We start from the raw sequence: 25256 nt of genomic DNA on the forward strand, positions 1-25256 counted from the left end.
CTGAACGCACCCCCGCAACAATCCGGAAGCCCACCCCCGCGGCGATCCGGAAACACGCCCCCCGGCATTCCGGAGCGCCACGAAACACCAAAGTCCTTAAGTCCTAATGTCAGGACGAAGTCTTGACACTCCCCGGGGCGACAGAGAGGCTGTGCCCCACGACCCAGCCCAGCGCCTCCCGGTCACCGCCGACCGGCGAGAGGAGAGCCGCAGCATGTCCGTTCCCCATGCCGCCCCGCCCGTCCTGGACCGCCTCCGCGTCGGTTCCGCACCCGACTCATGGGGAGTCTGGTTCCCCGACGACGACCAGCAGGTGCCCTGGCAGCGCTTCCTGGACGAGGTCAGCGAAGCCGGCTACGAGTGGATCGAACTCGGCCCGTACGGCTACCTACCCACCGACCCCGCCGTCCTGCGCGACGAGATCACCCGCCGCAGCCTGCAGGTCTCGGCCGGCACGATCTTCACCTCGCTGCACCACGGCCCGTCCGTATGGGACAAGACCTGGGCGCACGTCTCCGAGGTCGCCACGCTCACCCAGGCGATGGGCGCGGGGCACCTCGTCGTCATCCCGTCCTTCTGGCGGGACGACAAGACCGCCGAGGAGATCGAGCCGCGCGAGCTGACCGTGGAGCAGTGGAAGCACCTGACCACCGGCATGGAGCGGCTGGGCAAGCGCGTACGGGACGAGTTCGGGCTGGACATCGTCGTCCACCCGCACGCCGACACCCATATCGACACCGAGGAACACGTCGAGCGGTTCCTGCACGCCACCGACTCCGCCCTGGTCAACCTCTGCCTGGACACCGGCCATTACGCCTACTGCGGCGGCGACAGCGTCAAGCTGATCCGCACCTACGGCGAGCGGATCGGCTACCTCCACCTCAAGCAGGTCGACCCGGACATCCTCGGCGAGGTCGTCGCCAAGGGCACCCCGTTCGGCCCGGCCGTCAAGCAGGGGGTGATGTGCGAACCGCCGCTCGGCGTGCCCGCACTGCCGCCCGTCCTGCAGGCCGCCCAGGAGCTGGACGTCGACCTCTTCGCGATCGTCGAGCAGGACATGTACCCCTGCCCGCCCGACCAGCCGTTCCCCATCGCCGAGCGCACCCGCCGCTTCCTTCGCTCCTGCGGCGCCTGAGCTCGCTCCGCCGCCGCGAGACCGTGCGCATTGCGTACGGGGCCGTGGACCATGGGGCCGCACACCTCGAGGCCGTGCGCAGCCTCAAGACTGGGTGCCGCCCCGAGGCTGGGTGCCGCCCCGAGGCTGGGCGCCACCCCGAGGCTGGGCGCCGCCTCAAGTCCGCACCCGCCCCAAGGCGGCGCGCCGCCTCCAGGTCGGGCGGCTTGAGATCGGGCAGCTTGCGGTCGGGCAGCTTGAGGCGTGCGCCCTCTGCAGGTATGTCTCGCATGCGTATGCCTCACGACGCCTCCTCACACTCCGGCAACGATTACGGAGAGTAATTAGTTCCCAGAGTACATCACGCTCTGTAGCACGCAGGGAAACGTAAGGACTTGAGGACGACATGACTTCGCACGAAACGCTCGGCGTGGCGGTCATCGGCACCGGCCGGATGGGCGCCGACCACGTACGCCGGATCAATGAGGTGATCAGCGGCGCCCGGGTGGCGGCCGTGGTCGACATCGATGCGGACCGCATCAAGCACCTCGCCGACGGCATCGACGGCTGCACCCCCTACACCGACCCGGCCGCCGCCATGGACGACCCCGCGGTGGACGCCGTACTGATCGCCTCGCCGGGACCCGCGCACGAGGCGGCGCTGCTGGATGCCTTCGCGCGTGATCTGCCCGTGCTGTGCGAGAAGCCGCTGACGCCGGACGCGGCCTCCGCCCTGCGCGTCCTGGAGGCCGAGCAGGCGCTGGGGCACCGCCGTGTCCAGGTCGGTTTCATGCGCCGTTACGACGCCGACTACCGCACCCTCAAGTCCCTTCTAGGACAGGGAACTTACGGCCGTCCGCTGATGCTGCACAACAAGCACCGCAACGCCGACACCCCGCCCGGCTTCACCAACGCGATGATGATCAATGACTCGGTGGTGCACGAGATCGATGTGACCCGCTGGCTCCTGGAGGAGGAGATCACCGCGGTCCGGGTGCTGCGCCCGGCCCCCACCGGCAACGCACCGGAAGGCCTGAGCGACCCGCAGCTGGTCCTCTTCGAGACCGCGGGCGGCCAGGTCGTGGACACCGAGATCTTCGTCAACTGCGGCTTCGGCTACCAGGTCAGCTGCGAGGCGGTCTGCGAGGGCGGCACCGCCAGGATCGGCGACGACCACGGCGTGTTCAGCAACACCCCGGGCCGCTGGGGTGGCGCCATCCCTCCCGGCTTCGTGGAGCGCTTCGAGGAGGCCTACGACCGGCAGGTGCAGCGCTGGGTGAACGCCACCCGGCGCGGCGAGGTCGAGGGCCCCAGCTGCTGGGACGGTTACGCCGCGGCCGCGGTGTGCGAGGCGGGCGTACGAGCCCAGGCCACCGGCGACCGGGTGCCCGTCGACCTGATCGAGCGGCCGTCGCTGTACCGCTAGCGGCCGTCGTGGCACCGCTCACGGTCGGCACTGCGCCACCGCCGGCCGGCACTGCACCGCTCACGGCCAACGCCGCGCCGCCACCGGCCGTCGCTGTACCGCTGACGTGTCCCGCCGAAAGGCGCTCCGCCGAAAGGCCGCCCCACCAAAAAGGCCCGTTCCACGGAAAGGCCCGCCGCACCCGAAAGGCCCCGCTCCACCGAAAGGCCCCGCACCATGTACGTCGCTCCTGACGCCGACCCGCTCCGCACCGGCCTCATACCCCTGCGCCCCTCACCGGCCCGCCCCTCTCCGGCCCGGCCGACACCGACCCCGGCCCTGACCCCGGCCCCGGCCCCCGGCTGGGCCGGCGCGGCGTACCGGAGCTGAGGATGGCCGCTCCGACCAGCCAGGTGGCGCCCGACGGCCCGCGCGAGAACGTGCGGGCCCGCAGCGCCAAGCGCTTCATCGTCGGCATCGCTGCCATTGCCGCCCTCGGCGGCGCCCTGTTCGGCTACGACACCGGAGTGATCTCCGGCGCCCTCCCCTTCATGGAGACCCATTTCGGCCTCACCTCTCTGGGCGAGGGCATCATCACCAGCGCGCTGCTGATCGGCGCGGCCTTCGGTTCGCTGATCGGCGGCCGGATGGCCGACACGCTGGGCAGGCGCAACTCCCTGCTGTGGGCGGGCTCCGTGTTCATCGGCGGCGCGCTGGCCGTCGCGTTCTCGCCGAGCGTTCCCTTCATGACCGTGGCGCGCTTCGTCCTCGGGCTCGCCGTCGGCAGCGCCTCCGTCATCACCCCGCTGTACCTGTCGGAGATCGCGCCCCCGCACATCCGCGGCCGACTGGTCTCCTTCAATTCGCTGATGATCGTCAGCGGTCAGCTGCTCGCCTACCTCATCAATGCCGTTCTGGCGCACTGGGCGGCCTGGCGCTGGATGCTGGGCCTTGCGGCGCTGCCCGCCGTGGCACTGTTCGTCGGGCTGTTCTTCCTGCCCGACACGCCACGCTGGTACATCAGCAAGGGCCGGCCGGACGAGGCGGGCCGGGTGCTGCACCGTACGCTGCCCGCCGAGGACGTACCCGCCGAGCTGGCCCGTATCGACCAGGCCCGCGCCCTGGAGGCCGGCGCCCGGCGCGGCGCCTGGCAGCAGCTGCGCACCCCGTGGGTGCGGCGATTGCTGCTGGTCGGCATCGGTCTGGCAGCCGTCCAGCAGATCACCGGGGTCAACGCCGTGGTCTACTTCGCGCCCAAGATCCTCGCGTCGACCGGCCTGGGCACCGGCGCCTCGATCACCGCCACCATCGCGATCGGCGCGATCTCCGTCCTGGCCACGGCGATCGGGATGTCCCTGATCGACCGGGTCGGCCGGCGGCCCATGCTGCTTTCGGGTCTGGCCGGTATGGCCGTCTCGCTCGCCCTGCTCGGTGCCGCCTTCCGCCTGCCGCACTCCACCGCCGTCAGCGCCCTCGTGCTCGGTCTGATGGTGCTCTACATGGCGTTCATGCAGGCCACCCTCAACACTGGTGTCTGGCTGCTGCTCGCCGAGATGTTCCCGCTCAAGGTGCGCGGACTGGCCATGGGCGCCGCGGTGTTCATGATGTGGATGGTCAACTTCGGGGTCGCGCTCGCCTTCCCGCTGCTGCTCGACGCGGTCGGCGCGGGCACCACGTTCTGGTTCTTCGGCGTGATGTGTGTGCTGTCCCTGGTCTTCTGCAAGCGGTACGCACCGGAGACGAAGGGGCTGGCCCTGGAGGATCTGGAGCACGAGCTGCGCAAGGCGGTCACGAACGGGAGTCCGAACGGGAGCCCGGGCCGGAGTCCGGACGGGAGCCCGGGCCGGAGCTGACGGCGGTGCACGCCAAGCGCTGAGGCCTCGCAGGAGAAGTGCTGAGGCGTTGCCGGAACCGCGAACCGCTCCCCCGGCGTCAGAACGGGTGGAATCACATCCAACGGGGGAAACGGGGGAATTCGTGAATGCCCATACTCTCAGCCGAGCCGTCAAGCGCACGGCCGTCCTGACCGCGACCGCGGGGCTGCTGACCGCCGGACTGCTCACCGGTCCGGCGTCCGCCGACAGTCCGGCCGGCGGCCGGCCCGGCACACTGGCCGCCTGCGCGTACTACAACGGAACCGCTCTCACCGTCTACGGTCAGCGCGGCGACCGCGTCTCGCAGGTGCAGTGCCTGCTGGCGAACCGCCGCTATCTCCCGTGGGGAGATGTGACCGGGTACTTCGGTCCCAAGACCCTGGCCGCGGTGAAGAAGTTCCAGTCCCGGCATCATCTGACCGCCAACGGCAAGGTCGACAAGAAGACCTGGCGGGCGCTCTACGCCTGATCCGCTGAGCTCGGGCCGGACGGACGACCGCCGGCCGGGCTGCCGGTCGTCCGTCCGGCAGGGCCGCTGGTGTACGTGTGGCGGGCCGGTTTCCCAGCTGGGGAACCGGCCCGCCACACGGCTGTTTCCGCCCCGCCCCTCGGCCGTTCGACCCGCCCCGTACAGGACCGACGCGACCTGTCCCGTACCGCCGCCGTTCCGGACCGGCCCGCCGGCATTCCGGGCCGCCCCGCGTCTTTCCCGATCGGCCCCGCCCCGCCCCTGACCGTCCCGTCCCTGACCGTCCCGCCCCCGTCACAGCCATCCGGCTCGCGTCACGGCTGTCACCGTTACGCGGGGTTTCCGTCACAGCCGATCAACAGCCCCTCCCCCATGGTTACTCGGTGTCGTTGTCCAGGCACAGGGTGAGTGATCACCAGGCCGTACGCAGCCCCCTGCCGGCCCCACCGGGCCGACCCTGCGTACGGCGCTCAGGAGGTGGCAGAGATGACCGACCGCAAGCTCTGGTCGTACAAGGAGATCGCCGCGCACATCCAGGTGCAGCCGGACACCGTCCGCTCCTACCGCAAGCACGGGCTGCTGCCCGAACCGGATCTGGTGGAGGGCGGGAAACCGTACTGGTTCGCCGACACGGTCAGAGCGTGGGTGGCGCAGCGGCCGGGCCAACGCGGCCGGCGCTGAGAGCCACCGGTACGGCCCCGGGCCCCCGTTCCCGGGCGACGCCGGGGCCCGGGCTCACCCACCCGTCAGGCTTCTGCGGATCTACGATCGAGGTATGCCCCGGACCTCCCCAGCAGCGGCACCCGCCCGGATCGCGGTGATCGGCGGCGGCGCGATCGGTGGCTACACCGCCGCCCTGGCGCGGTGGGCCGGGCTCGACGTCACGCTGTGCGTACGCAGCCCGCTGGACGGTCTGAGCATCGAGAGCGGCGGCACCGTCCGACCCGCGGCGGTGCGTATCGTCACCGATCCGGCGCAGGTGGGACCGGTCGACTGGGTACTGCTGACCACCAAGGCACAGGACACCGCGGGCGCCGAGGGCTGGCTGCGGCGGCTGTGCGGCCGGGGCACCGCGGTCGCGGTGCTGCAGAACGGCATCGGCCTGGCGGAGCGCGTCGCTCCGCTCGTTCCCCAGGGGACCCGCATCCTCCCCACCGTGGTCTACATCTCGGCGGAGCGCACCGCGCCCGGCCGGATCCTGCATCATGTCGCCAGTGAACTGCATGTGCCCGAGGGCCCGTTGGCGGACCGGTTCGCCGCCCTGCTGGACGGCAGCGAGCTGCGGGTGCATCGCGTGCCCGACTTCACCACGGCGGCCTGGCGCAAGCTGTTCACCAATCTCGCGGCCAATCCGATCACCGCTCTCCTCCAGCAGCGGACGGGGATCTTCGCCGACCCGGAGATGGCCGCGCTCACCCGTGACCTGCTGCGCGAGGCGGCCGTGGTCGCGCGCGCCGAGGGGGCGGACATCGGCGAAGCGGACATCTCCCGGACGCTTGAGCTGTACGCCACCGCTCCCCGGGACGGCGGCTCCTCGATGCTCTACGACCGCCTCGCGGGCCGCCCGCTGGAGCATGAGTTCATCACCGGCGCGGTGGTCAGGGCCGGCGAACGGCACGGCATCGCCACTCCGTTGAACAGGATGCTGCTGACCCTGCTACGGGCGGTGGACCGCGAACTGCGGGGCGCGAAGGCGTAGGGGGGCGGGCCGGACGGGCTGGGACGGGCCGGGGCGGGAAAGAGCCGGGTGCGCCGGGTGGGCGCGGGGCGGACGGGCCCGGGCAAGCTCGCACGGACGCCGACCGGACGGGCGCCGGGCAAGGACGCCCCGGGCGTGGGTCAGACAGCCCGTGGGTCAGACAGTCCGTGGGTCAAGCAGTCCGTGGTGGTGCCGTTGAGCCCCTGATCTCCAGTTCCGGGGGCACGAGTTGCTGTCCGGCCGGGGCATCCGGGCGCTCCATACGGTCCAGGAGGCAGCGCGCCGCCCGCCGTCCGACCTCGTGGCTGGCGTTGTTCACCGAGTTGAGCCAGAGGTGGCGGATGCGGGCGAGATAGGTGTTGTCGTAGCCGACGAGGGAGAGATCGGCGGGAACGTCCAGTCCCAGCTCCTGGGCGGCGGACAGCGCGCCGACACCGGAGATGTCGTTGAACGCGAAGACAGCGGTGGGACGTTCGGCGGTGACACGTCCGGCTGCGGGGTCCATAGCGGTGAGAGGTTCGGCAGCGGGATCTCCAGGGCCAAGGCGTCCGGTGGTACGCGAGGGGTGGAGCAGCCGGACGGCCGCACGGTAGCCGCCCTCCTCGGTTCCGTCGCCGCTCTCCACGACGGCGCCGGCCGACAGGCCGTGGGAGCGTATGGCGGCCTCGAAGCCGCGGCGGCGCAGCTCGCCGACCTGGCCCTGCCCGGCGATATGGGCGATGCGCCGGTGGCCGAGGCCGATGAGGTGTTCGGTGGCGAGCCGGGCGCCGCGCTCATCGTCGTTGGCGACGAGGTCGACACGCGGCAGCCGCGGTTCGTGGTTGCCCGCGATGACGGTCGGCAGCCGCTCCGCCACCTCGGCGAGGCCTTCGGTGTCCGGGAGCGTGCCGACGATGACGATGCCGTCGACCCGCAGTTCCTGGAAGGTACGGGCGAAGTCCTGGCCGGCCCGCCGGTCCAGCCGGGCGTCGATCATCAGCATCCGCAGACCGTGCGCCTGCAGCAGAGAGTTCAGACCGTCGAGCACTTCGACGAACCAGGGGTTGCGCATATCGTGCAGCAGCACGCCGACCGTGTGGGTACGGCGTGCGGCCAGGCTGCGGGCCGCGGCGTTCGGCCGGTAGCCCAGTTCCTCGATCGCCGCCAGCACGGCCTGCCGCCTGGCCTCGCTGACCCGCGGTGAGCCCTGCAGCACGAGCGAGACCAGCGACTTGGAAACACCCGCACGCTCGGCGACCCCGCGGATCGTCGGATGCCGGTCCGCGCCCGGCCGCAACCCGGACAGCTCGCCGGGCCGCTCGCCGAGCTCTGCTCCGTCCCGTCCTCCATCCCGCTCTCCGGGCCGTTCTCCGTCCCGTCCTCCATCCCGCTCTCCGGGCCGTTCTCCGTCCCGCTCTCCGGATCGCCCGTCGGCGCGCTGATTGGACCGTTCCATGGACCGAGCCTCCCATCGGGCCAGATCGGCGTCAATGCACCACCATGCGCCCCTGCAGAACGGTTGACATGCGGACATCAGGACATGCAGGGTGCCCGTGACGGCGACGATTGGACCGTTCCAAAGACACGCCCCGTGACGGACACGCCGCCTCCCCCACCTGACCCATCCCCCTCGGCCCCGTCGGCCCCCTCGGCCTCCTCGGCCTGCTCCCCCACCCCCTCCACCCCCCTCCGCCCCTCCTCATCCGCCCCCTCTCCCCCCTCCGGAAAGGAACCGAGGCATGAAGATCGGTCTGATCGGCACCGGGCGCATCGGCGCGTTCCATGCCCGCACTCTGCTGAGCGTCCCGGGCGTCACCGGCATCACCGTCGCGGATGTGGACACCGCACGCGCCGCGTCGCTGGCCGAGGCCCTGGGCGTACGGTCCGCCGCAAGCATCGAGGAGATGTACGCGGACGGCCTCGACGGCGTAGTGATCACCGCCGCGACCAGCGCACACGCCGCACTGATCCACCAGGCCCTGGACGCCGGGGTGCCGGTGTTCTGCGAGAAGCCGGTCGCGCTGGACGTACCGGGCACCGTCGGTGTGGTGGAGCGGGCGCAGGCCGGCTCCGTGCCGGTACAGATCGGTTTCCAGCGCCGCTTCGACGCGGGTTACCGCGCCGCCCGCGACGCACTGCACTCCGGTGAGCTGGGCTGGCTGCACACCCTGCGGGCTTGCACGAGTGACCGGACGCCGCCGCCGGCCGGCTATATCCCCACCTCCGGCGGGCTGTTCCGGGACTGCAGCATCCATGACTTCGACATCCTGCGCTGGCTCACCGGCCGTGAGGTGGTCTCGGTCTACGCCCAAGGCGCCAACCGCGGCGCGTCCTTCTTCGCCGACGGCGATGACGTGGACACCTGCGCGGCGCTGCTGCGCTTCGACGACGACACCCTGGCCACCGTCACGGCGACCCGCTACAACGGCGCGGGCCATGACGTCCGGCTGGAGGTCTGCGGCTCCGAGGGCGCCCGCTTCGTCGGCCTCGACGACCGTGCGCCGCTGCCGTCCGCCGAGCCGAAGCTGTCGTGGCAGCGGGCGGCCGATCCGTACGCCACGTTCATGGAGCGCTTTCACGACGCCTACGTCACCGAGCTGGGCGTCTTCGCCGAGGTCGCGGCGGGGCATGCACCGAGCCCGTGCTCACCGGCGGAGGCCTTGGAGGCGCTGTATATCGCCGAAGGGTGTGAGCGTTCGCGGCGCACCGGCGAGCCGGTCGCCCTGGCGGATGTCCGGGCCACCGCCGGTGGTGCGGCTGCGCGCGGCTGAGCCTCCGGGACCCAGGGCAGTTGTCCCGTTTCACCGGCGTCCGTTTCCCCGGCCGCCGGCCGAGGCCTCCGCGCGCACCCGCGCCCGTATGCGCGTCCGCACTCGCACCTGCCCCCACACCCGCGCCCCCGGCGGAGCAGGCAACTGCCCCGGCAGATAAGTCGCTTGAGTCGCTCCGCAAGCCACCCAACAAGTCACTCTGCGTAATCAACCTCATGTCTGCACTGTAGGCCCGCCCACTGACAATCGCGCCGACACCATGGACGAGGCCCGGCCGCCCCGCCCCTCGCCCCGGCCGCCGTCACCCCCTTCGGAGGTCCCGCCGCCCTCGCTCTCGCCACTCTCCTCCGGCGGGTCGCGGAGGGCGCGGCGGCGGGCGGCCCACTGGATCGCGGCGCCGGCCGCGGCGACCGCGCAGGAGACGCCGAAGCCGACGCCGACGGCGTAGAGCGGGCGGCCGGTGGTGGCGGTGCCCACGTAGCCGAGGCCGACCGAGTACGTCGCCCAGGTCGCCTCGGCGACGGCGGCGCCGAGCGCGTATTTGCGCAGCGGGTAGCGCAGGACTCCGGATGCCAGAGCGCCGACGATCCGGCCGCTGGGCAGGAACCGTACGGCGATCACGAACGGCAGGCCGTAGCGCTGGATGCGGCCGGAGGTCCATTCCAGCAGTGCCCGGCGTCGGGGGTTGCGACGCATCCAGGTCCGTACGGGCTCGCCGAAGCGCCGTGCGGCGGCGTACATGAGGAGGTCCCCGAGCAGTGCGCTGCCCCCGACGGTCAGCAGGACGAGGGGGAGGAAGACCTCGCCCCGGGAGGCGAGTACTCCGGTCGTGACAAGGAGCGCCGAGTTGGGGATCAGTGGTGGCAGCGTGGTGAGCACCAGCAGGCCGTAGAGGGCGAGTACGTCCATACGGCCGCCTCCTCGGATCCACCCCGAGCCCGTATATCCCAAGGCTGACGCGTGGCGGGGCGTGCGGCAACGTGGTGGGGCGCGGGGGCAACGTGGCGGGCACGCCCGCAAGCTGGATTGATACCCCCTAGGGGTATAAAGTGCCGAGCGTCAGGAGGCACCGGGGCCGGGAGGCGTCGGCAGTAGCCGGAGTCAGCTACTCGCGATGCGCCGCACCTCCCCGGCACGTGGCACCACACGGAACACCACGACCTGGCACCGCACACAACACACAGCACCGCACGGACACACCAGCCCCACACTGAACACATCGGCACCACAAGGAGAATCCCCCATGGCCGAGAACAGCTCCTGCTGCACCCCCGAAGGCTCCTGCCACTCCGGCGGCACCGACGTCCAGGTCGGCGAGGTGACCACCACGTACCGGGTCACCGGCATGACCTGCGGCCACTGCGAGGGGGCGGTGTCGTCCGAGATCGGCGAGCTCGCCGGGGTGAGTGCGGTGCAGGCGGTCGCGGCCACCGGCCTGGTGACCGTCACCTCCAAGGCCCCGCTGGACGAGGACGCGGTGCGCGCGGCCGTCGACGAGGCCGGCTACGAGCTCGTGGGGCAGGCGGCCTGACGCGCCACCCCCAGCCTCCGCGCCACGCCCAGCCCCCGCGGCTGCCGGCGACCCCGCATCCGGGAAACTTCACACGGCCCTTACAACCGGCACAACACCCATACCCAAGGGCCTCGATCTCCAGATGGATCCCCTTGACCGCATTCACCCCCATATGGCAAGAGACCCAGATCACACTCATCCGAACGTAACCATTGAGGGGGGTCGTGAGTCTAACCGGGCAAGTGCAGGCACCCCGGCGGGGCTTGCACTGCAACAGCCGTGCTGATCTTGGGGGATCGTGCACGGCTACGCGTGGCCGGGGCGACGTGCCCGGGGAGCTTTGAGCGGCCCTCCCGAATGTGCGCGTCCCGGCAGATCGCGGTGCAACCCTGAACGCCCGGACGGATCCCGTGGGGGGAATCCAACCGGGACAAGGGAAGCGCCCCGCGCTCTGGACCCGTGGGGGGATCCGGAGGCGGGGCGCTTCTTTTTTGCGTGCGGGGAGCCGGCCTCGGAGGGGTCAGCGCTCCTGGACCGGCACGAAGTCGCGCTCGACGACACCGGTGTAGATCTGCCGCGGGCGGCCGATGCGGGAACCGGGCTCCTTGATCATCTCGTGCCACTGGGCGATCCAGCCGGGCAGCCGGCCGAGCGCGAAGAGCACGGTGAACATCTCGGTCGGGAAGCCCATGGCCCGGTAGATCAGGCCGGTGTAGAAGTCGACGTTCGGGTAGAGCTTGCGCTCGACGAAGTAGTCGTCGGAGAGCGCGTGCTCCTCCAGCTTGAGGGCGATGTCCAGCAGCTCGTCGGACTTGCCGAGCGCGGAGAGGACGTCGTGCGCAGCCGCCTTGATGATCTTCGCGCGCGGGTCGAAGTTCTTGTAGACGCGGTGCCCGAAGCCCATGAGCTTCACGCCGTCTTCCTTGTTCTTCACCTTGCGGATGAAGGAGTCGACGTCGCCGCCGCTGGCCTGGATGCCCTCCAGCATCTCCAGCACGGACTGGTTGGCGCCGCCGTGGAGGGGGCCCCACAGGGCGTTGATGCCGGCCGAGATCGAGGCGAAGAGGTTCGCCTGCGAGGAGCCGACCAGGCGGACCGTGGAGGTGGAGCAGTTCTGCTCGTGGTCGGCGTGCAGGATCAGCAGCTTGTCGAGGGCGCTGACCACCACCGGGTCGAGGTCGTAGTCCGCGGCGGGCACCGAGAAGGTCATACGCAGGAAGTTCTCGACGTACCCGAGGTCGTTGCTCGGGTAGACGACCGGGTGGCCGACCGACTTCTTGAACGCGTAGGCCGCGATCGTCGGGAGCTTGGCCAGCAGCCGGATCGTGGAGATGTGGCGCTGCTGCTCGTCGAACGGGTTGTGGCTGTCCTGGTAGAAGGTGGACAGCGCGCTGACGACCGAGGACAGCATCGCCATCGGGTGGGCGTCCCGGGGGAAGCCGTCGTAGAAGCGCTTGACGTCCTCGTGGAGCAGGGTGTGGTAGGTGATGTCCTGCTTGAAGTTCGCCAGCTCATCGACGGTGGGCAGCTCACCGTGGATGAGGAGGTACGCGGTCTCGACGAACGTGCTGCGCTCTGCGAGCTGCTCGATCGGGTAGCCGCGGTAACGAAGAATCCCGTTCTCACCGTCGAGATAGGTGATCGCGGATTTATACGCCGCGGTGTTGCCGTAACCGGAATCCAGGGTCACCAGACCGGTCTGGGCGCGAAGCTTCGAGATATCGAAGCCCTTGTCGCCAACGGTGCTGTCGACGACCGGGTAGCTGTATTCGCCGTCCCCGTAACGCAGTACTACAGAGTTGTCGCTCACGTCATCCCTCACCGACGTTGTGCCTCTTCTTCGAGGTGCCCTGACTGCCTATACCTTCCCCCATTTGGGCCTTGGTTGTGCACTCGGGGTCGGCTATAGGGCCTGTCTGCGGCACTCAGTGCCGTCTGAGTGCCCATCCTGCCCCCCTTCGCCCCGAATGGGAAAGAGGGGGGACCTCTCATATCGCACCGGCGAGCCGGTGATCGAGCGCCGTACACCGCCGACCGGCGGATACCGTGCGGACGGCCTGACCCAGGGCCTTGCGGGAGCCGACGAGCACCACCAAGCGCTTTGCCCGGGTCACGGCGGTATACAGCAAATTGCGCTGCAGCATCATCCAGGCACTGGTGGTGACCGGAATCACCACCGCTGGATACTCACTACCCTGCGAGCGGTGGATCGTCACGGCATAGGCGTGGGCGAGTTCGTCGAGTTCGTCGAAGTCGTAGGGCACCTCTTCGTCCTCGTCGGTGCGTACGGTCAGCCGCTGCTCGTCGGAGTCCAGAGCGGTGACCACGCCGACCGTGCCGTTGAAGACGCCGTTCTGGCCCTTTTCGTAGTTGTTCCTGATCTGGGTGACCTTGTCGCCGACGCGGAAGACCCGGCCGCCGAAACGGCGCTCGGGCAGGTCGGGGCGGGCGGGGGTGACAGCCTGCTGGAGCAGGCCGTTCAGGGCGCCCGCGCCGGCCGGGCCGCGGTGCATCGGGGTGAGCACCTGGATGTCCCGGCGCGGGTCGAGGCCGAACTTCGCCGGGATCCGGCGGGCCACGACATCCACCGCGAGCCGTCCGGCCTCCTCCGCGTCTTCCTCGGCGAACAGGAAGAAGTCCGTGAGTCCGGTGGTCAGGGGCGGGACGCCGGAGTTGATGCGGTGGGCGTTGGTGACCACCCCGGACTGCTGGGCCTGGCGGAAGATCCGGGTCAGACGGACGGCGGGCACCGGCCCGGCCTGGTCGAGAAGATCGCGCAGCACCTCGCCCGCGCCCACCGACGGCAGCTGGTCGACATCCCCGACCAGCAGCAGATGGGCGCCCGGCGGCACCGCCTTGACCAGCTTGTTCGCGAGCAGCAGATCCAGCATCGAGGCCTCGTCGACCACCACCAGATCGGCGTCCAGCGGACGGTCCGCGTCATAGGCGGCGTCCCCGCCGGGCTTGAGCTCCAGGAGCCGGTGGACCGTGGAGGCCTCGGCGCCGGTCAGCTCCGAGAGCCGCTTGGCCGCCCGGCCCGTGGGCGCCGCCAGCACGACCTTGGCCTTCTTGGCGCGGGCCAGCTCGACGACGGAACGGACCGTGAAGGACTTGCCGCAGCCCGGCCCGCCCGTGAGCACCGCCACCTTCCGGGTCAGCGCCAGCTGCACCGCCTGCTGCTGCTCGGGGGCCAGCTCGGCGCCCGTCCGCCGCGTCAGCCAGGCCAGTGCCTTGTCCCAGTCGACGTCCCGGAACGCCGGCATCCGGTCCTCGTCCGTGCGCAGCAGCCGGGCCAGCCGGCCGGCCAGGGAGATCTCGGCGCGGTGGAAGGGCACCAGGTAGACGGCGATGACCGGCGGCGCGTCGTCCCCGTCGCCCGGCACCTGCTCGCGGACCACGCCCTCCGGGTCCGCGGCCAGCTCGCCCAGGCAGTCGATGACCAGGCCCGTGTCCACCTGGAGCAACTTCACCGCGTCGGCGATCAGTTGTTCCTCGGGCAGGAAGCAGTGGCCCTGGTCCGTGGACTGCGACAGCGCATACTGCAGGCCCGCCTTGACGCGGTCCGGGCTGTCGTGCGGAATGCCCACCGACTGGGCGATGCGGTCGGCGGTCAGGAAGCCGATGCCCCAGACGTCGGCGGCCAGGCGGTAGGGCTGGTTGCGGACGACCGAGATCGAGGCGTCGCCGTACTTCTTGTAGATCCGCACCGCGATGGAGGTGGAGACGCCGACGCCCTGGAGGAAGACCATGACCTCCTTGATGGCCTTCTGCTCCTCCCAGGCGGCGCCGATCATCTTGGTGCGCTTGGGGCCCAGGCCCGGTACTTCCACCAGGCGTGCGGGGGTGGTCTCGATGACGTCGAGGGTGTCCGTGCCGAAGTGCTCGACGATGCGGTCGGCGATCCGCGGGCCGATGCCCTTGATCAGGCCGGAGCCCAGATAGCGGCGGATGCCCTGGATGGTGGCGGGCAGGACGGTGGTGTAATTCTCGACGGTGAACTGTTTGCCGAATTGGGGGTGGGAGCCCCAGCGGCCCTCCATGCGCAGCGATTCGCCCGGCTGCGCCCCGAGCAGCGCACCGACGACGGTCAGCAGATCGCCCGCGCCACGGCCGGTGTCGACCCGCGCGACGGTATAGCCGTTCTCCTCGTTGGCGTAGGTGATCCGCTCCAGGACCCCTTCGATCACGGCTGCGTTGACCATGGACCGACCGTACCGCCGGGGTCTGACATCGCGCCGGGCCGCGGGACACGCGGATCGGGCCGGGAGGCGGGACGCCCGGATCGGGCCGGGTCCGCTCCGGACCGCCGGATCCTATCGAGGGGCCCGTCCGATGGTCGGGCCCCTCGATTCCCCCTCCACGCCGGTCCCGGGTCCCCCCCGGGCCCCTCCCCTTCGGGACCGGCGTCAGCTATGACCTTTGTGGACGGCCAACGGTTGCGCGCATCCGCTGAGTTATTTCTCCGGCACCCGCTGTGCGCTTTGCCTCGTCAACCGGCGTGGGCGGAGGGGGCTCGTCGCCCGGCGTGCGCGAGGGACTTGTGGTCCGGCGTGCGCGAGGGACTTGTGGTCCGGCGTGCGCAAGGGGCTTGTGATCCGGCATCCGTGGGGGCCCGTCATCCGGCATGCGTGGGGAACTCGTCGTCCGGCATCCGTGGGGGCTCGTCATCCGGGTGCGTGCGGAACACGTCAACCGACGTGCGTGCGGAAGCGGTCCACGATCTCCGCCAGCACCTCCGTGCCGTCGCGCGCCCACAGCGCCGGGCTGAAGATCTCCACCTCGACCGGTCCGCGGTAGCCGGCCGCGTCGACCCGCTCCCGGAACCACCGCAGATCCACCGCGCCGTCCCCGAGTTGCCCGCGCCCCAGCAGGGCGCCCTCGGGCAGCGGGGTGACCCAGTCGGCGAGCTGGAAGGCGGCGATCCGGGAGGCGGCCCCCTCGCCGGTGCCGCCCGCGCGGGCGATCTGTGCGCCGACGGTGTCGTCCCACCACAGGTGGTAGGTGTCCACGACCACGCCCACCTGACCGGCGGGGAACCGCTCGGCGAGGTCCAGCGCCTGGGCGAGCGTGGAGACCACGCAGCGGTCCGCCGCGTACATGGGATGCAGGGGTTCGAGGGCCAGCCGGACGCCCCGCTGTGCGGCGTACGGGCCCAACTCGCCCAGTGCGTCGGCGACCCGCTCCCGGGCGCCGGGCAGGTCCCGGCTGCCGGGCGGCAGCCCGCCGGAGACGAGGACCAGGGTGTCCGTCCCGAGGGCGGCCGCCTCGTCGACGGCCGCCCGGTTGTCGTCCAGGGCGGCCGCGCGCTCACCCGGGTCCGGCGCGGTGAGGAAACCGCCCCGGCACAGGCTGGTGACCCGCAGCCCGGCGTCCCGTACGAGCCGGGCGGCCGCGGCCACCCCGTACTCCTGCACCGGGGCGCGCCACAGCCCCACGCCCCGTACACCGGCCCGTGCACAGCCGTCGGCCAGTTCGGGCAGCGACCACTGCCGGATAGTCTCCTGGTTGAGGCTGAGACGGTCGAGGAGGCAGAGGGAACGGAGACGGTCGCTCATGCGTCCTCCGCCTCCGCCCCGTATACCGCGAGGAGTTGCCGCATCCGGTGAGCGGCGAGCTCCGGATCGGGGAACAGGCCGAGCCCGTCGGCCAGTTGGTGGGCGCGCCGCAGGTGGGGCAGGGAGCGGGCCGACTGCAGACCGCCGAGCATCGTGAAGTGGGACTGGTGGCCCGCCAGCCAGGCCAGCAGGACGATGCCGGTCTTGTAGTGGCGGGTGGGTGCCTGGAAGAGGTGCCGGGCGAGCGCGACGGTGGGGTCCAGAGCGGCCCGGAACCCCGCGGTGTCCCCGCCGTCCAGGAGGCGTACGGCTGCGGCGGCGGGCGCGGCGAGCGGGTCGAAGATGCCCAGCAGGGCGTGGCTGAAGCCGTGGTCGTCGCCCGCGATCAGCTCCGGGTAGTGGAAGTCGTCGCCGGTGTAGCAGCGCACCGCCGGTGGCAGCCGGCGGCGCAGTGCCACCTCCCGGGCGGCGTCCAGCAGGGAGATCTTGACGCCGTCCACCTTGGCGGGGTGGTCGCGGAGGAGCGCGAGGAACGTCTCGGTGGCCGCGTCGAGGTCCGCGCTGCCCCAGTAGCCCGCCAGCGCCGGGTCGAACATCGGGCCGAGCCAGTGCAGGATCACCGGCCGGGTGGTCTGGCGCAGGAGGTGGCCGTAGAGCTCGCGGTAGTCGTCCGGGCCGGTGGCGGCCCCGGCAAGCTGCCGTGAGGCCATCAGGACCGGGCGGCCGCCGGCGTCTCGTACGCGCGCCGGATGTCCGCCAAGGAGGCAGAGTGCGGGGGCAGTTGGTCGGTGCCGACGCCGCAGGCGAGAAGGCCGCCGACCGCCGCAGCCTCGGCGGCGGTGCGCCGGATCAGCTCGGCGGCGGCGCTCCAGTCCAGGCCCGCACCGCGCTGTGCGGTGTCCATGGCCTCGGCCACGCCCAGGCCGTGCGACCACAGGTGGTGCCGGAAGGCGAGGGTAGCGTCCCAGTCGACGGCGGCCGGGCCGTCCGGGGCGGTGTCGGCGCGGGGATCAGCGACCACATGGGCGGCGGCGAAGACCGTACGGGGGCGGAGCGGGGGCCGCGGGGAGGACGGGCGGGTGGCGGAGCACGGCCCGTGTGGATGAGGGGCGGAGTCCTTCCCGGGCGGGCGCGTGTCCGCGTCCTTCCCGGGCGGGCGGGTGCCGGAGTCCTTCCCGGGCGGGCGGGTGCCGGAGTCCTTCCCGGGTGGCCGGGTGGCGGAGTCCTTCCCGGGCAGGGGCTGTTCCTCGGGCGTGCTCACCGGCCCGGCTCCGGGACGTCCAGGCGGCGGCCCTCCGCCGAGGACCGCAGCGCCAGTTCGGCGAGCTGGACGCCGCGGGCGCCCGCCGCCAGGTCCCAGCGCCAGGGCCCGTCGCGGACGACATGCCGCAGGAACAGCTCCCACTGCGCCTTGAACGCGTTGTCGAAGACGGCGTTGTCGGGGACCTCGTGCCACTGGGCGCGGAACGGCTCGGCTGCCGGAAGGTCGGGGTTCCAGACCGGCTTGAGGGTGTGGGCGCGGTGCTGGACGCGGCAGTGGCGGAGCCCCGCGACGGCCGACCCTTCGGTGCCGTCGACCTGGAACTCGACCAGCTCGTCACGGTGTACCCGGACCGCCCAGGAGGAGTTGATCTGGGCGACGATGCCACCGGACAGTTCGAAGATGCCGTAGGCGGCGTCGTCGGCGGTGGCCTCGTACGGGGTGCCCGATTCGTCCCAGCGGCGCGGGAGGTGGGTGGCCAGCTGCGCCTGCACGGTTCTGACCGGCCCGAACAGCTCACGCAGGACGTACTCCCAGTGCGGGAACATATCGGCCGCGATCCCGCCGCCGTCCTCGGCGCGGTAGTTCCAGGAGGGGCGCTGCGCCTGCTGCCAGTCGCCTTCGAAGACCCAGTAGCCGAACTCGCCCCGCACGGACAGGATGCGGCCGAAGAAGCCGCCCTCGACGAGGCGGCGGAGCTTGCGCAGGCCGGGCAGGAAGAGCTTGTCCTGGACGACGCCGTTCTTGACGCCCGCCTCCTGCGCAAGCCGGGCGAGTTCCAGCGCGCCCGCATGGCTGCTCGCGGTGGGCTTTTCGACGTAGAGGTGTTTTCCGGCGGCGATCGCCTTCTTCACGGCCTCCTCGCGGGCGGCGGTGATCTGGGCGTCGAAGTAGATGCCGATGGAGTCGTCGCCCAGTACGGCGTCGAGGTCGCAGCTCCAGTGCTCCAGACCGTGCCGCTCGGCCAGGGCCCGCAGCTTGGGCGCGCTGCGGCCGACAAGTACCGGTTCGGGCCAGATCACCGTGCCGTCGGCCAGTTCAAGGCCGCCCTGTTCCCGCAGGGCGAGGAGGGAGCGCACCAGGTGCTGGCGCTGACCCATGCGCCCGGTCACGCCGTTCATGGCGATGCGTACGGTCGTGCGAGTCACGGCCCGGCCCCTCTCGCGTACAGCAGGTGGCAGTCCCGCTCCAGTAAGCGCCTTCCCGGACGGCGAGCGCCAGACCGCGTGGCAGGACACGAACAAAGACGCGGGCGCCTGCGCAGAAGGCGGAGGAGGCGGGGGAGGCACGAAGGCGTGGGCGAAGCGGCGAAGCGGCGAAGCGGCGAACGAATGACACGAAAGAGGGATGTGCGGAGCGGCCCCGGCGGCTTACTCTTGACTCAGTCAAAGGTGAGGGGGCCGCACATGATCGCCAGGACGCCATCCGATGCACCATCCGACACGCCAACCGACGCACCGCCCGACGCACCGTGCGGGGCACGGCCCGATGCCGCGGCCGACGTCCGCGAGCTGCGCAGATTCAACCGCTTCTATACGAATCTGATCGGTGCGCTCGACTACGGGCGGCATCTGTACACCCCGTTCACTCTCACCGAGGCGCGGGTGCTCTACGAGGTCGCCAACCATCCGCGGGTGGACGCCGCGGATCTGCGCGCCTCGCTGTCGCTGGACGCCGGCTATCTCAGCCGGCTGCTCGGCAAGTTCGAGGACCGCGAGCTGATCACCCGCGGCCGGTCCGAGCAGGATTCCCGGCGGCAGCGCATCACGCTGACCGAGGACGGCCGGGAGGCGGCCGGCCTGTTGGAGGAGCGCTCCCAGGACGCCGCGGGAACGCTGCTGCGGCAGCTGACGGCCGCGGACCGCGCCCGCCTGGTGGAGGCGATGCGCACCGTCCGCGCCCTGCTGGACGAGGGCGCGGAACAGCCCGGCGAAGGGACGGAACTGCCTGACCAGGGCACAGAACGGCCCGGCCAGGGGGCGGAACAGGTCGGTCAGGAGGCGGCACGAGCCGGCGAGGGGGCGGATCAGCCCGGCGAGAGGGATCGGCAGCCGCGCGGGGACGGCGTATCCGGGGTCACGCTGCGTACCTCCCGCCCCGGGGACCTCGGCTGGATGGTGGAGCGCAACGCCGCCCTCTACTCCGCCGAGTACGGCTTCGACCTGAGCTACGAGGCGCTGGTGGCCCGGATCATCGCGGAGTACGCCGAGGACTTCGACCCGCGGTGGGACCGCACCTGGATAGCGGAGCTGGGCGGGGAGCGCGTGGGCGCGGTGATGTGTGTACGGGACGGCAGACCAGGGGTCGCTCGGCTGCGGCTGCTGCTCGTGGAACCGGCCGCCCGGGGGCACGGGGCAGGGCGGCAACTCGTCGACTCCTGCATCGAGTTCGCGCGGGAGGCCGGGTACGGCGAGATGGTGCTGTGGACCAACTCCGTCCTCGGCGCGGCCCGCACCCTCTACCAGCGGGCCGGATTCGAGCTGGTCACCGAGTCGCCGCACCACAGCTTCGGACAGGACCTGGTCGGCCAGGACTGGCGACTGACGCTGTGAGATCACGGCTGGCGCTGTGAGCCCACGAGTGACGCCACGAGTCCACGGCGGACGAGGGGCTCTGTGACACCACGGGTGACGCCGTAAGACCACGGGGGACGGGAGCGCTGTGACACCACAGGTGACGCCGTGAGCGCACAGGTGACGCTGTGAATCCACGAGTCCATGGGTGACGCCGTGAGTCCACGGGTGACGGAGCGGGCAGGCGGGCGATGAAGGCGGGGAGGGGGGAAGGACGGGAAGGACAGCGAGGACGGCGTGAGCGACACGAAGGAGCGCAGGCATGGCCCCCACGAATCGCACTGACGGCAAGAGCGCGGACGACAGGCACACGAGCGGCGGACCCACGGGCGACAGGCCCACGGACGACACGCACACGGACGGCGGACCCACGATCGACAGGCCCGCGGACGGCGGGCGCACGGGCGGCGGACCCACGATCGACAGGCCCACGGACGGCGGGCCGACGGAGGTCAGGCCCGCGGAGAGCGGCAGGCGTACGGACGGCAGGGTGCCTGCGATGCGCTATGCGTTTTCGACCCTCGGTGTGCCGGGGATGCCGGTGGCCGAGGTGCTGCGGCTGGCCGCCGATGCCGGGTATCAGGGGGTCGAGCTGCGGGCCCATCCGGAGGAGCCGGTGCATCCGCTGATCGGGGAGCAGGAACGGGCCGCGGTGCGGGGGCAGTTCGCGGACGCCGGTGTGGAGATCCTGGCCGTTGCCGGATACGCCCGGGTCGCCGCCGCCCGCGATACGGCGGGCGAGGAGGAGCTGGCACACGAGCTGGCCGAGCTGGTCCGCCTCGCCGCCGATCTGGGGGCGCCGTACGTCCGCGTCTTTCCCGGCGGTGGCGACCGCCCGGCGGCCGAGGCGGACGCGGATGCCGCCCGCCGGCTCGCCGCGGTGGCGCCGCTCGCGGCCGAACGGGGCGTCCGGGTCCTGCTGGAGACCCATGACTCGCACCGGACCGGCGCGGCCGCCGCCCGTGTGCTGGGCCTTGTGGGGCATCGCCGGATCGGGGCGCTGTGGGATGTGCAGCACAGCTGGCTCGCCGGCGAGGAGCCCGTCGACACCCATGCCGCGCTCGCCCCGCATCTGGGCTATGTGCAGGTCAAGGATGTCGCCTCGGCCGGGGAAGGCACCCCCCTCCCGCTCGGCGCCGGCGCCATCCCGCTGGCGGCCGCCCTGCGCACCCTCGCCCGCGAGCCCGAAGGCGCCCACGGTCCCGTACCGGCTCCCGAGGGCACCTACGACCAGGGCTCGGGAGGCTGGCTCTGCTGGGAGTACGAGAAGCGCTGGTATCCGGAAGCGCCCGACCTCCCCGCCCTGCTGGCACCGGGCCGCGCGTACCTCCAACGGCTCCTCAGCGAAGGCACCCCCTCCTGACCTGCCCGCCGGCCCACCTGCCCGTCGATCCCACCCGCCCCCCGACGTCCCATCACATATCCATGCCCGCCCCGCAATACCTGGGCGCCATCACGAATCGAGTCATTGACCGACAATAGTTTTCCGGCTATCCGTGTCTCCTTGGAAGTTTCCTTCAACGATTCGAGGAAGCCCTCCGGAAGGAGCGCACATGCACTCCAGACGTACCGTCCTGACCACCGCGGCAGCGGCGGCCGCCGCTGCCGCGGGCGGCGCGACGCCCTCCATCGGACAGCAGCCCCCCTCCCCCGTGTCCGCCGCCGTATCCGCCCCCGCCCCTTCCGACGCCACCCGGGCCCGGCTGCGCCGTCTCATCTCCCGTATGTCACCGGAGGAGAAGGCCGGCCAGCTCTTCGTCATGCGGGTCTACGGGCACTCCGCCACCGACGCCGACCCGGCCGATGCCGCCGCGAACCAGCAGGAGATCGGGGTCGCCAACGCCGCCGAGCTGATCGCCAAGTACCACGTCGGCGGCATCATCTACTTCGGCTGGGCGCACAACACCCGTGAGCCGCACCAGATCGCCGACCTGTCCAACGGCATCCAGAAGGCCGCCGCCGCCCAGCGCGTCCCCGTCCCGCTGCTGATCTCCACGGACCAGGAACACGGCATAGTGGCCCGTGTCGGCGCGCCCGCGACGCTCTTCCCCGGCGCGATGGCGCTCGGCGCGGGCGGCTCCCGCGACGATGCGCACACGGCGGCCAGGATCGCCGGCGAGGAGCTGTACGCCATGGGCATCCGGCAGGACTACGCACCGGACGCCGATGTCAACATCAACCCCGCCAATCCGGTGATCGGCGTGCGGTCCTTCGGCGCGGACCCGCAGGCCGTGGCCCGTATGGTCGCCGCCGAGGTGAAGGGTTATCAGGGCGCCGGGATCGCCTCCTGCGCCAAGCACTTCCCCGGGCACGGCGACACCGACACCGACAGCCATATCGGGCTGCCCTACATCCACCACACCGCCGAGGAGTGGGAGCGGCTGGACGCGCCGCCCTTCAAGGCCGCGATCGCCGCCGGCATCGATTCGATCATGACGGCGCATATCGTCGTGCCCGCCTTCGACCCGAGCGAGGACCCGGCCACCCTCTCCCGTCCGATCCTCACCGGCATCCTGCGCGAACGCCTCGGCTACGACGGTGTGGTGGTGACGGACTCGCTCGGCATGGAGGGCGTACGGAAGAAGTACGGCGACGCCCGGGTGCCGGTGCTCGCCCTCAAGGCCGGTGTCGACCAGCTGCTGAACCCTCCGGACCTCGCCGTCGCCCATGCCGCCGTCCTCAAGGCGCTCCAGGAGGGCGAGCTGACCGAGCGGGAGCTCGACGCCAAGCTGATGCGCATCCTGCTGCTCAAGGAGCGGCGCGGACTGTTCAAGGACCCGTACACCACCCACCGGGCGGTGGACCGGGTGGTGGGCACCCGCAGCCATCTGGCCGCCGCCGACCGGATCGCGGACCGCACCACCACGCTGCTGCGCAACGATGCCGGAATCCTGCCGCTCTCCCGGCGGCGCGAGCGGCGGGTACTGGTGGCGGGTGTCGACGCGGCCGCGCCGTCCGGCACCGGCGGGCCGCCCACCACGGTCCTGGCGAAGGCCCTGACCGAGCTGGGCTTCACCGCCACCGCGCTCTCCACGGGCACGGCGCCGACCCAGCGGCAGATCGACGAGGCGGTGGCGGCGCTCGGGGAGCGGGACGCGGTGGTGGTGGCGACGTACAACGTGACCGCGGACTCCCGTCAGCGGAAGCTGGTGGCCGCGCTGCTGGCCACGGGCAAGCCGGTGGTGCAGCTGGCGGTCCGCAATCCTTATGACATCGCCCAGTTGGACGGCGTCCGGGCGGCTCTGGCGAGCTACTCCTGGACGGATGTGGAGCTCCGGGCGGCGGCCCGGGTGATCGCCGGCCGGCGGGACCCGGCCGGCCGACTGCCCGTCGCGATAATGCGTGCCGACGCCCCGGCCCAGGAGCTCTACCGGATCGGCCACGGCCTGACGTACTGACCGGGGGACGGACACGGCGCGCTCCCCCTGTCCCCGGGGAACGCGCCGTTCCGGTCATCGCACCGCGACCGCCGGGCGCTCCGGCGCGGCGGCGTGCAGCGCGGCGGCGTCCGACGTCCGACGTCCGGCCTAACGACCTCAGGGCCTCAGGGCCTCAGGGCCACACGGTCAGACAGCCGCACAGACGGCCTCACCGCCTCACGGCCTCACGGCCTCACGGCCTCAGCATCGGCATCCGCCGGACCTCCTGCTTGTCCAGCTGCTTGTCGTACGGCGCCAGCGGTGTGGCCCGGCCGGCCGGGGCCTGGACGCCGGCCCAGTCGAGCAGTTCGGCGGTGGCCTTGGTGCGGTCGGCTTCCGCCAGCTTCTCGATGTTCGATCCGTGGTTGCCGCCGGGCACGGTGAAGACGTACGAGTCCCTGGACCCCTTGCCGACCTCGAAGTGTTCCGAACTCCACGGGTCGTACTGCCCGTTGACGAACATCATCCGGTTGGCTTGGTGCCGCACCCAGTGGTCGACGTCGGGCATCGCGCGCTTGTCGAAGCGCATCGGGATGTCCTTCGGCACGAACGACCGGGAGTTGTTGATCCCGGGGTACTTCAGCAGGTCGGCCAGCTGCGGATAGCGGTAGCCGGGCTCACCGAGCTGGGTGCCCGCCTGGTAGTAGTACGGCGTGTACGGCTCCATGCCCTGGTCGGTGTAGCTGTCGAAGCCGCCGACCTTGTCCATCCACTTCCACAGGTCGTCCGTGGAGACGGTCGGCTTGGGCACCTCGGCACAGGCGGTCTCGGCCGGCTGGTACTGCCAGAACCCGAACACCAGGTCCGTGACCATGACTTCATAGGCCCGGTCGGCGCTGCCGACGGTGTTGAAGGTCTGCTTCTCCTTCTCGGCCCAGGTCTGGAACCGGGCGACCATCTCCTTGCGGCGTACCAGGGCCTCGCGCTCGATGGCGGCGAGGTCGCTGCGGCACTGCGCGGTGCCGACGGTCTTGAAGAACCGGTCGTACGCCGAGTCCTCGTCGTTGCGTACGTCGTTGGGCGCGACGTAGGCGACGGTGCCGTTCATGTCGTGCGGGAAGAAGCGGCGGTAGTACGTCGCCGTCATGCCGCCCTTGCTGCCGCCGGTGTCGATCCAGTTCTTGCCGTAGATCCGGTGCAGCGCCTGGAAGATGCGGTGCTGGTCGTCGGCGGCCTGCCGGATGTCCAGCTTCTTCCAGTCGGTGGGCGAGGGCCGCGACGGGGTGAAGTAGCGGTATTCCAGGGAGACCTGGTTACCGTCGATGATCTTGGCGGGCTCGCTGCGGGACGGCGTGGTGCTGACGCTGTAGCCAGAGGTGAAGAACACCGTCGGCCGGTCCACCGACTTGTGCAGCAGCGTCAGCCGCTGCTGGAAGGTCCCCTTGGAGGGGTGCCGGTGGTCAACCGGCTGGGTGTAATTCAGTACGAAGTAGCGGTAGCCGTCGACCGGCTTCTCCTCGATGAAGCTCATTCCCGGGATCGCGAGGATCCGGTCCTTGATGTCCCCGGTCTTCGGCTCGGCGGCGGTGGCCGCTCCTGCCGATGCACTGCCGGCTCCCGCCGTGCCTATGAGCACCGCGAGCGACAGCAGCCATCTGGTGGCCTTGCGCATGCACCCTCCCCT

At 71.3% G+C, this 25256-nt stretch carries 18 protein-coding genes and 1 pseudogene; 11 read left to right on the top strand and 8 right to left on the bottom strand.

Annotation, left to right across the window (positions count from 1 at the left end; translation table 11 throughout):
• Positions 1 to 214 precede the first annotated feature (214 nt).
• The 6 genes from ABR737_RS17100 (at position 215) to ABR737_RS17125 (ending at position 6561) form a co-directional block, all read left to right on the top strand.
• The gene (locus ABR737_RS17100) at positions 215 to 1135 is read left to right on the top strand and encodes a sugar phosphate isomerase/epimerase family protein (protein WP_350251032.1); all 921 of its coding nucleotides are present in this window, start codon (positions 215 to 217) and stop codon (positions 1133 to 1135) included.
• 385 nt (positions 1136 to 1520) lie between these two features.
• Complete coding sequence (locus tag ABR737_RS17105) at positions 1521 to 2540, top strand: Gfo/Idh/MocA family protein (RefSeq protein ID WP_350251033.1); 1020 nt, start codon at positions 1521 to 1523, stop codon at positions 2538 to 2540.
• 371 nt (positions 2541 to 2911) lie between these two features.
• Positions 2912 to 4372 (top strand): sugar porter family MFS transporter, encoded by a 1461-nt coding sequence (locus tag ABR737_RS17110; protein WP_350251034.1) that lies wholly within the window; start codon positions 2912 to 2914, stop codon positions 4370 to 4372.
• Positions 4373 to 4496: 124 nt separating this feature from the next.
• Positions 4497 to 4862 (top strand): peptidoglycan-binding domain-containing protein, encoded by a 366-nt coding sequence (locus ABR737_RS17115; protein WP_350251035.1) that lies wholly within the window; start codon positions 4497 to 4499, stop codon positions 4860 to 4862.
• A 486-nt stretch (positions 4863 to 5348) separates the two neighbouring features.
• On the top strand, positions 5349 to 5543 hold the full coding sequence (locus ABR737_RS17120) for a helix-turn-helix transcriptional regulator (RefSeq protein ID WP_086721239.1): 195 nt from the start codon (positions 5349 to 5351) through the stop codon (positions 5541 to 5543).
• A gap of 94 nt (positions 5544 to 5637) precedes the next feature.
• Positions 5638 to 6561, top strand: coding sequence for a 2-dehydropantoate 2-reductase (locus ABR737_RS17125; protein ID WP_350251036.1), 924 nt, complete (start codon positions 5638 to 5640; stop codon positions 6559 to 6561).
• 172 nt (positions 6562 to 6733) lie between these two features.
• On the opposite strand, the gene ABR737_RS17130 is transcribed toward ABR737_RS17125, so the two are convergent.
• Positions 6734 to 7996, bottom strand: coding sequence for a LacI family DNA-binding transcriptional regulator (locus tag ABR737_RS17130; RefSeq protein WP_350251037.1), 1263 nt, complete (start codon positions 7994 to 7996; stop codon positions 6734 to 6736).
• A gap of 283 nt (positions 7997 to 8279) precedes the next feature.
• Here ABR737_RS17130 and ABR737_RS17135 point away from each other — a divergent pair, with 283 nt between their 5' ends.
• Positions 8280 to 9311, top strand: a complete 1032-nt coding sequence (locus ABR737_RS17135; protein WP_350251038.1) for a Gfo/Idh/MocA family protein — start codon at positions 8280 to 8282, stop codon at positions 9309 to 9311.
• A gap of 213 nt (positions 9312 to 9524) precedes the next feature.
• Here the strand turns inward: ABR737_RS17135 and ABR737_RS17140 are convergent, their stop codons facing one another.
• Positions 9525 to 10220, bottom strand: a complete 696-nt coding sequence (locus ABR737_RS17140; RefSeq protein ID WP_350251039.1) for a DedA family protein — start codon at positions 10218 to 10220, stop codon at positions 9525 to 9527.
• A 334-nt stretch (positions 10221 to 10554) separates the two neighbouring features.
• On the opposite strand from ABR737_RS17140, the gene ABR737_RS17145 reads away from it, so the two are divergent.
• Positions 10555 to 10842, top strand: a complete 288-nt coding sequence (locus ABR737_RS17145; RefSeq protein ID WP_350251040.1) for a heavy-metal-associated domain-containing protein — start codon at positions 10555 to 10557, stop codon at positions 10840 to 10842.
• Between the two features lie 502 nt (positions 10843 to 11344).
• On the opposite strand, the gene ABR737_RS17150 is transcribed toward ABR737_RS17145, so the two are convergent.
• The 5 genes and pseudogenes from ABR737_RS17150 to ABR737_RS17170 all read right to left on the bottom strand — a co-directional run bounded on the left by ABR737_RS17150 (position 11345) and on the right by ABR737_RS17170 (position 18788).
• Positions 11345 to 12634, bottom strand: coding sequence for a citrate synthase (locus tag ABR737_RS17150; protein WP_311628064.1), 1290 nt, complete (start codon positions 12632 to 12634; stop codon positions 11345 to 11347).
• Between the two features lie 178 nt (positions 12635 to 12812).
• On the bottom strand, positions 12813 to 15026 hold the full coding sequence (gene recD2 / locus ABR737_RS17155) for an SF1B family DNA helicase RecD2 (RefSeq protein ID WP_350251041.1): 2214 nt from the start codon (positions 15024 to 15026) through the stop codon (positions 12813 to 12815).
• A gap of 486 nt (positions 15027 to 15512) precedes the next feature.
• The gene (locus ABR737_RS17160; protein ID WP_350251042.1) at positions 15513 to 16379 is read right to left on the bottom strand and encodes a sugar phosphate isomerase/epimerase family protein; all 867 of its coding nucleotides are present in this window, start codon (positions 16377 to 16379) and stop codon (positions 15513 to 15515) included.
• Positions 16376 to 17400, bottom strand: a pseudogene (locus ABR737_RS17165) (dihydrodipicolinate synthase family protein). The gene ABR737_RS17160 and the pseudogene ABR737_RS17165 overlap by 4 nt, the downstream one beginning before the upstream one ends.
• A 236-nt stretch (positions 17401 to 17636) precedes the next feature.
• On the bottom strand, positions 17637 to 18788 hold the full coding sequence (locus ABR737_RS17170; RefSeq protein ID WP_350251043.1) for a Gfo/Idh/MocA family protein: 1152 nt from the start codon (positions 18786 to 18788) through the stop codon (positions 17637 to 17639).
• Positions 18789 to 19046: 258 nt separating this feature from the next.
• On the opposite strand from ABR737_RS17170, the gene ABR737_RS17175 reads away from it, so the two are divergent.
• The 3 genes from ABR737_RS17175 (at position 19047) to ABR737_RS17185 (ending at position 23611) form a co-directional block, all read left to right on the top strand.
• Positions 19047 to 20192 (top strand): bifunctional helix-turn-helix transcriptional regulator/GNAT family N-acetyltransferase, encoded by a 1146-nt coding sequence (locus tag ABR737_RS17175; protein ID WP_350251044.1) that lies wholly within the window; start codon positions 19047 to 19049, stop codon positions 20190 to 20192.
• A 520-nt stretch (positions 20193 to 20712) separates the two neighbouring features.
• Complete coding sequence (locus ABR737_RS17180) at positions 20713 to 21576, top strand: sugar phosphate isomerase/epimerase family protein (RefSeq protein ID WP_350256814.1); 864 nt, start codon at positions 20713 to 20715, stop codon at positions 21574 to 21576.
• A gap of 190 nt (positions 21577 to 21766) precedes the next feature.
• The gene (locus ABR737_RS17185) at positions 21767 to 23611 is read left to right on the top strand and encodes a glycoside hydrolase family 3 protein (protein ID WP_350251045.1); all 1845 of its coding nucleotides are present in this window, start codon (positions 21767 to 21769) and stop codon (positions 23609 to 23611) included.
• Positions 23612 to 23825: 214 nt separating this feature from the next.
• Here the strand turns inward: ABR737_RS17185 and ABR737_RS17190 are convergent, their stop codons facing one another.
• The gene (locus tag ABR737_RS17190) at positions 23826 to 25244 is read right to left on the bottom strand and encodes a S28 family serine protease (protein ID WP_350251046.1); all 1419 of its coding nucleotides are present in this window, start codon (positions 25242 to 25244) and stop codon (positions 23826 to 23828) included.
• Positions 25245 to 25256 lie beyond the last annotated feature (12 nt).

The organism is Streptomyces sp. Edi2, from assembly GCF_040253635.1.
Classification (GTDB): Bacteria; Actinomycetota; Actinomycetes; order Streptomycetales; family Streptomycetaceae; genus Streptomyces.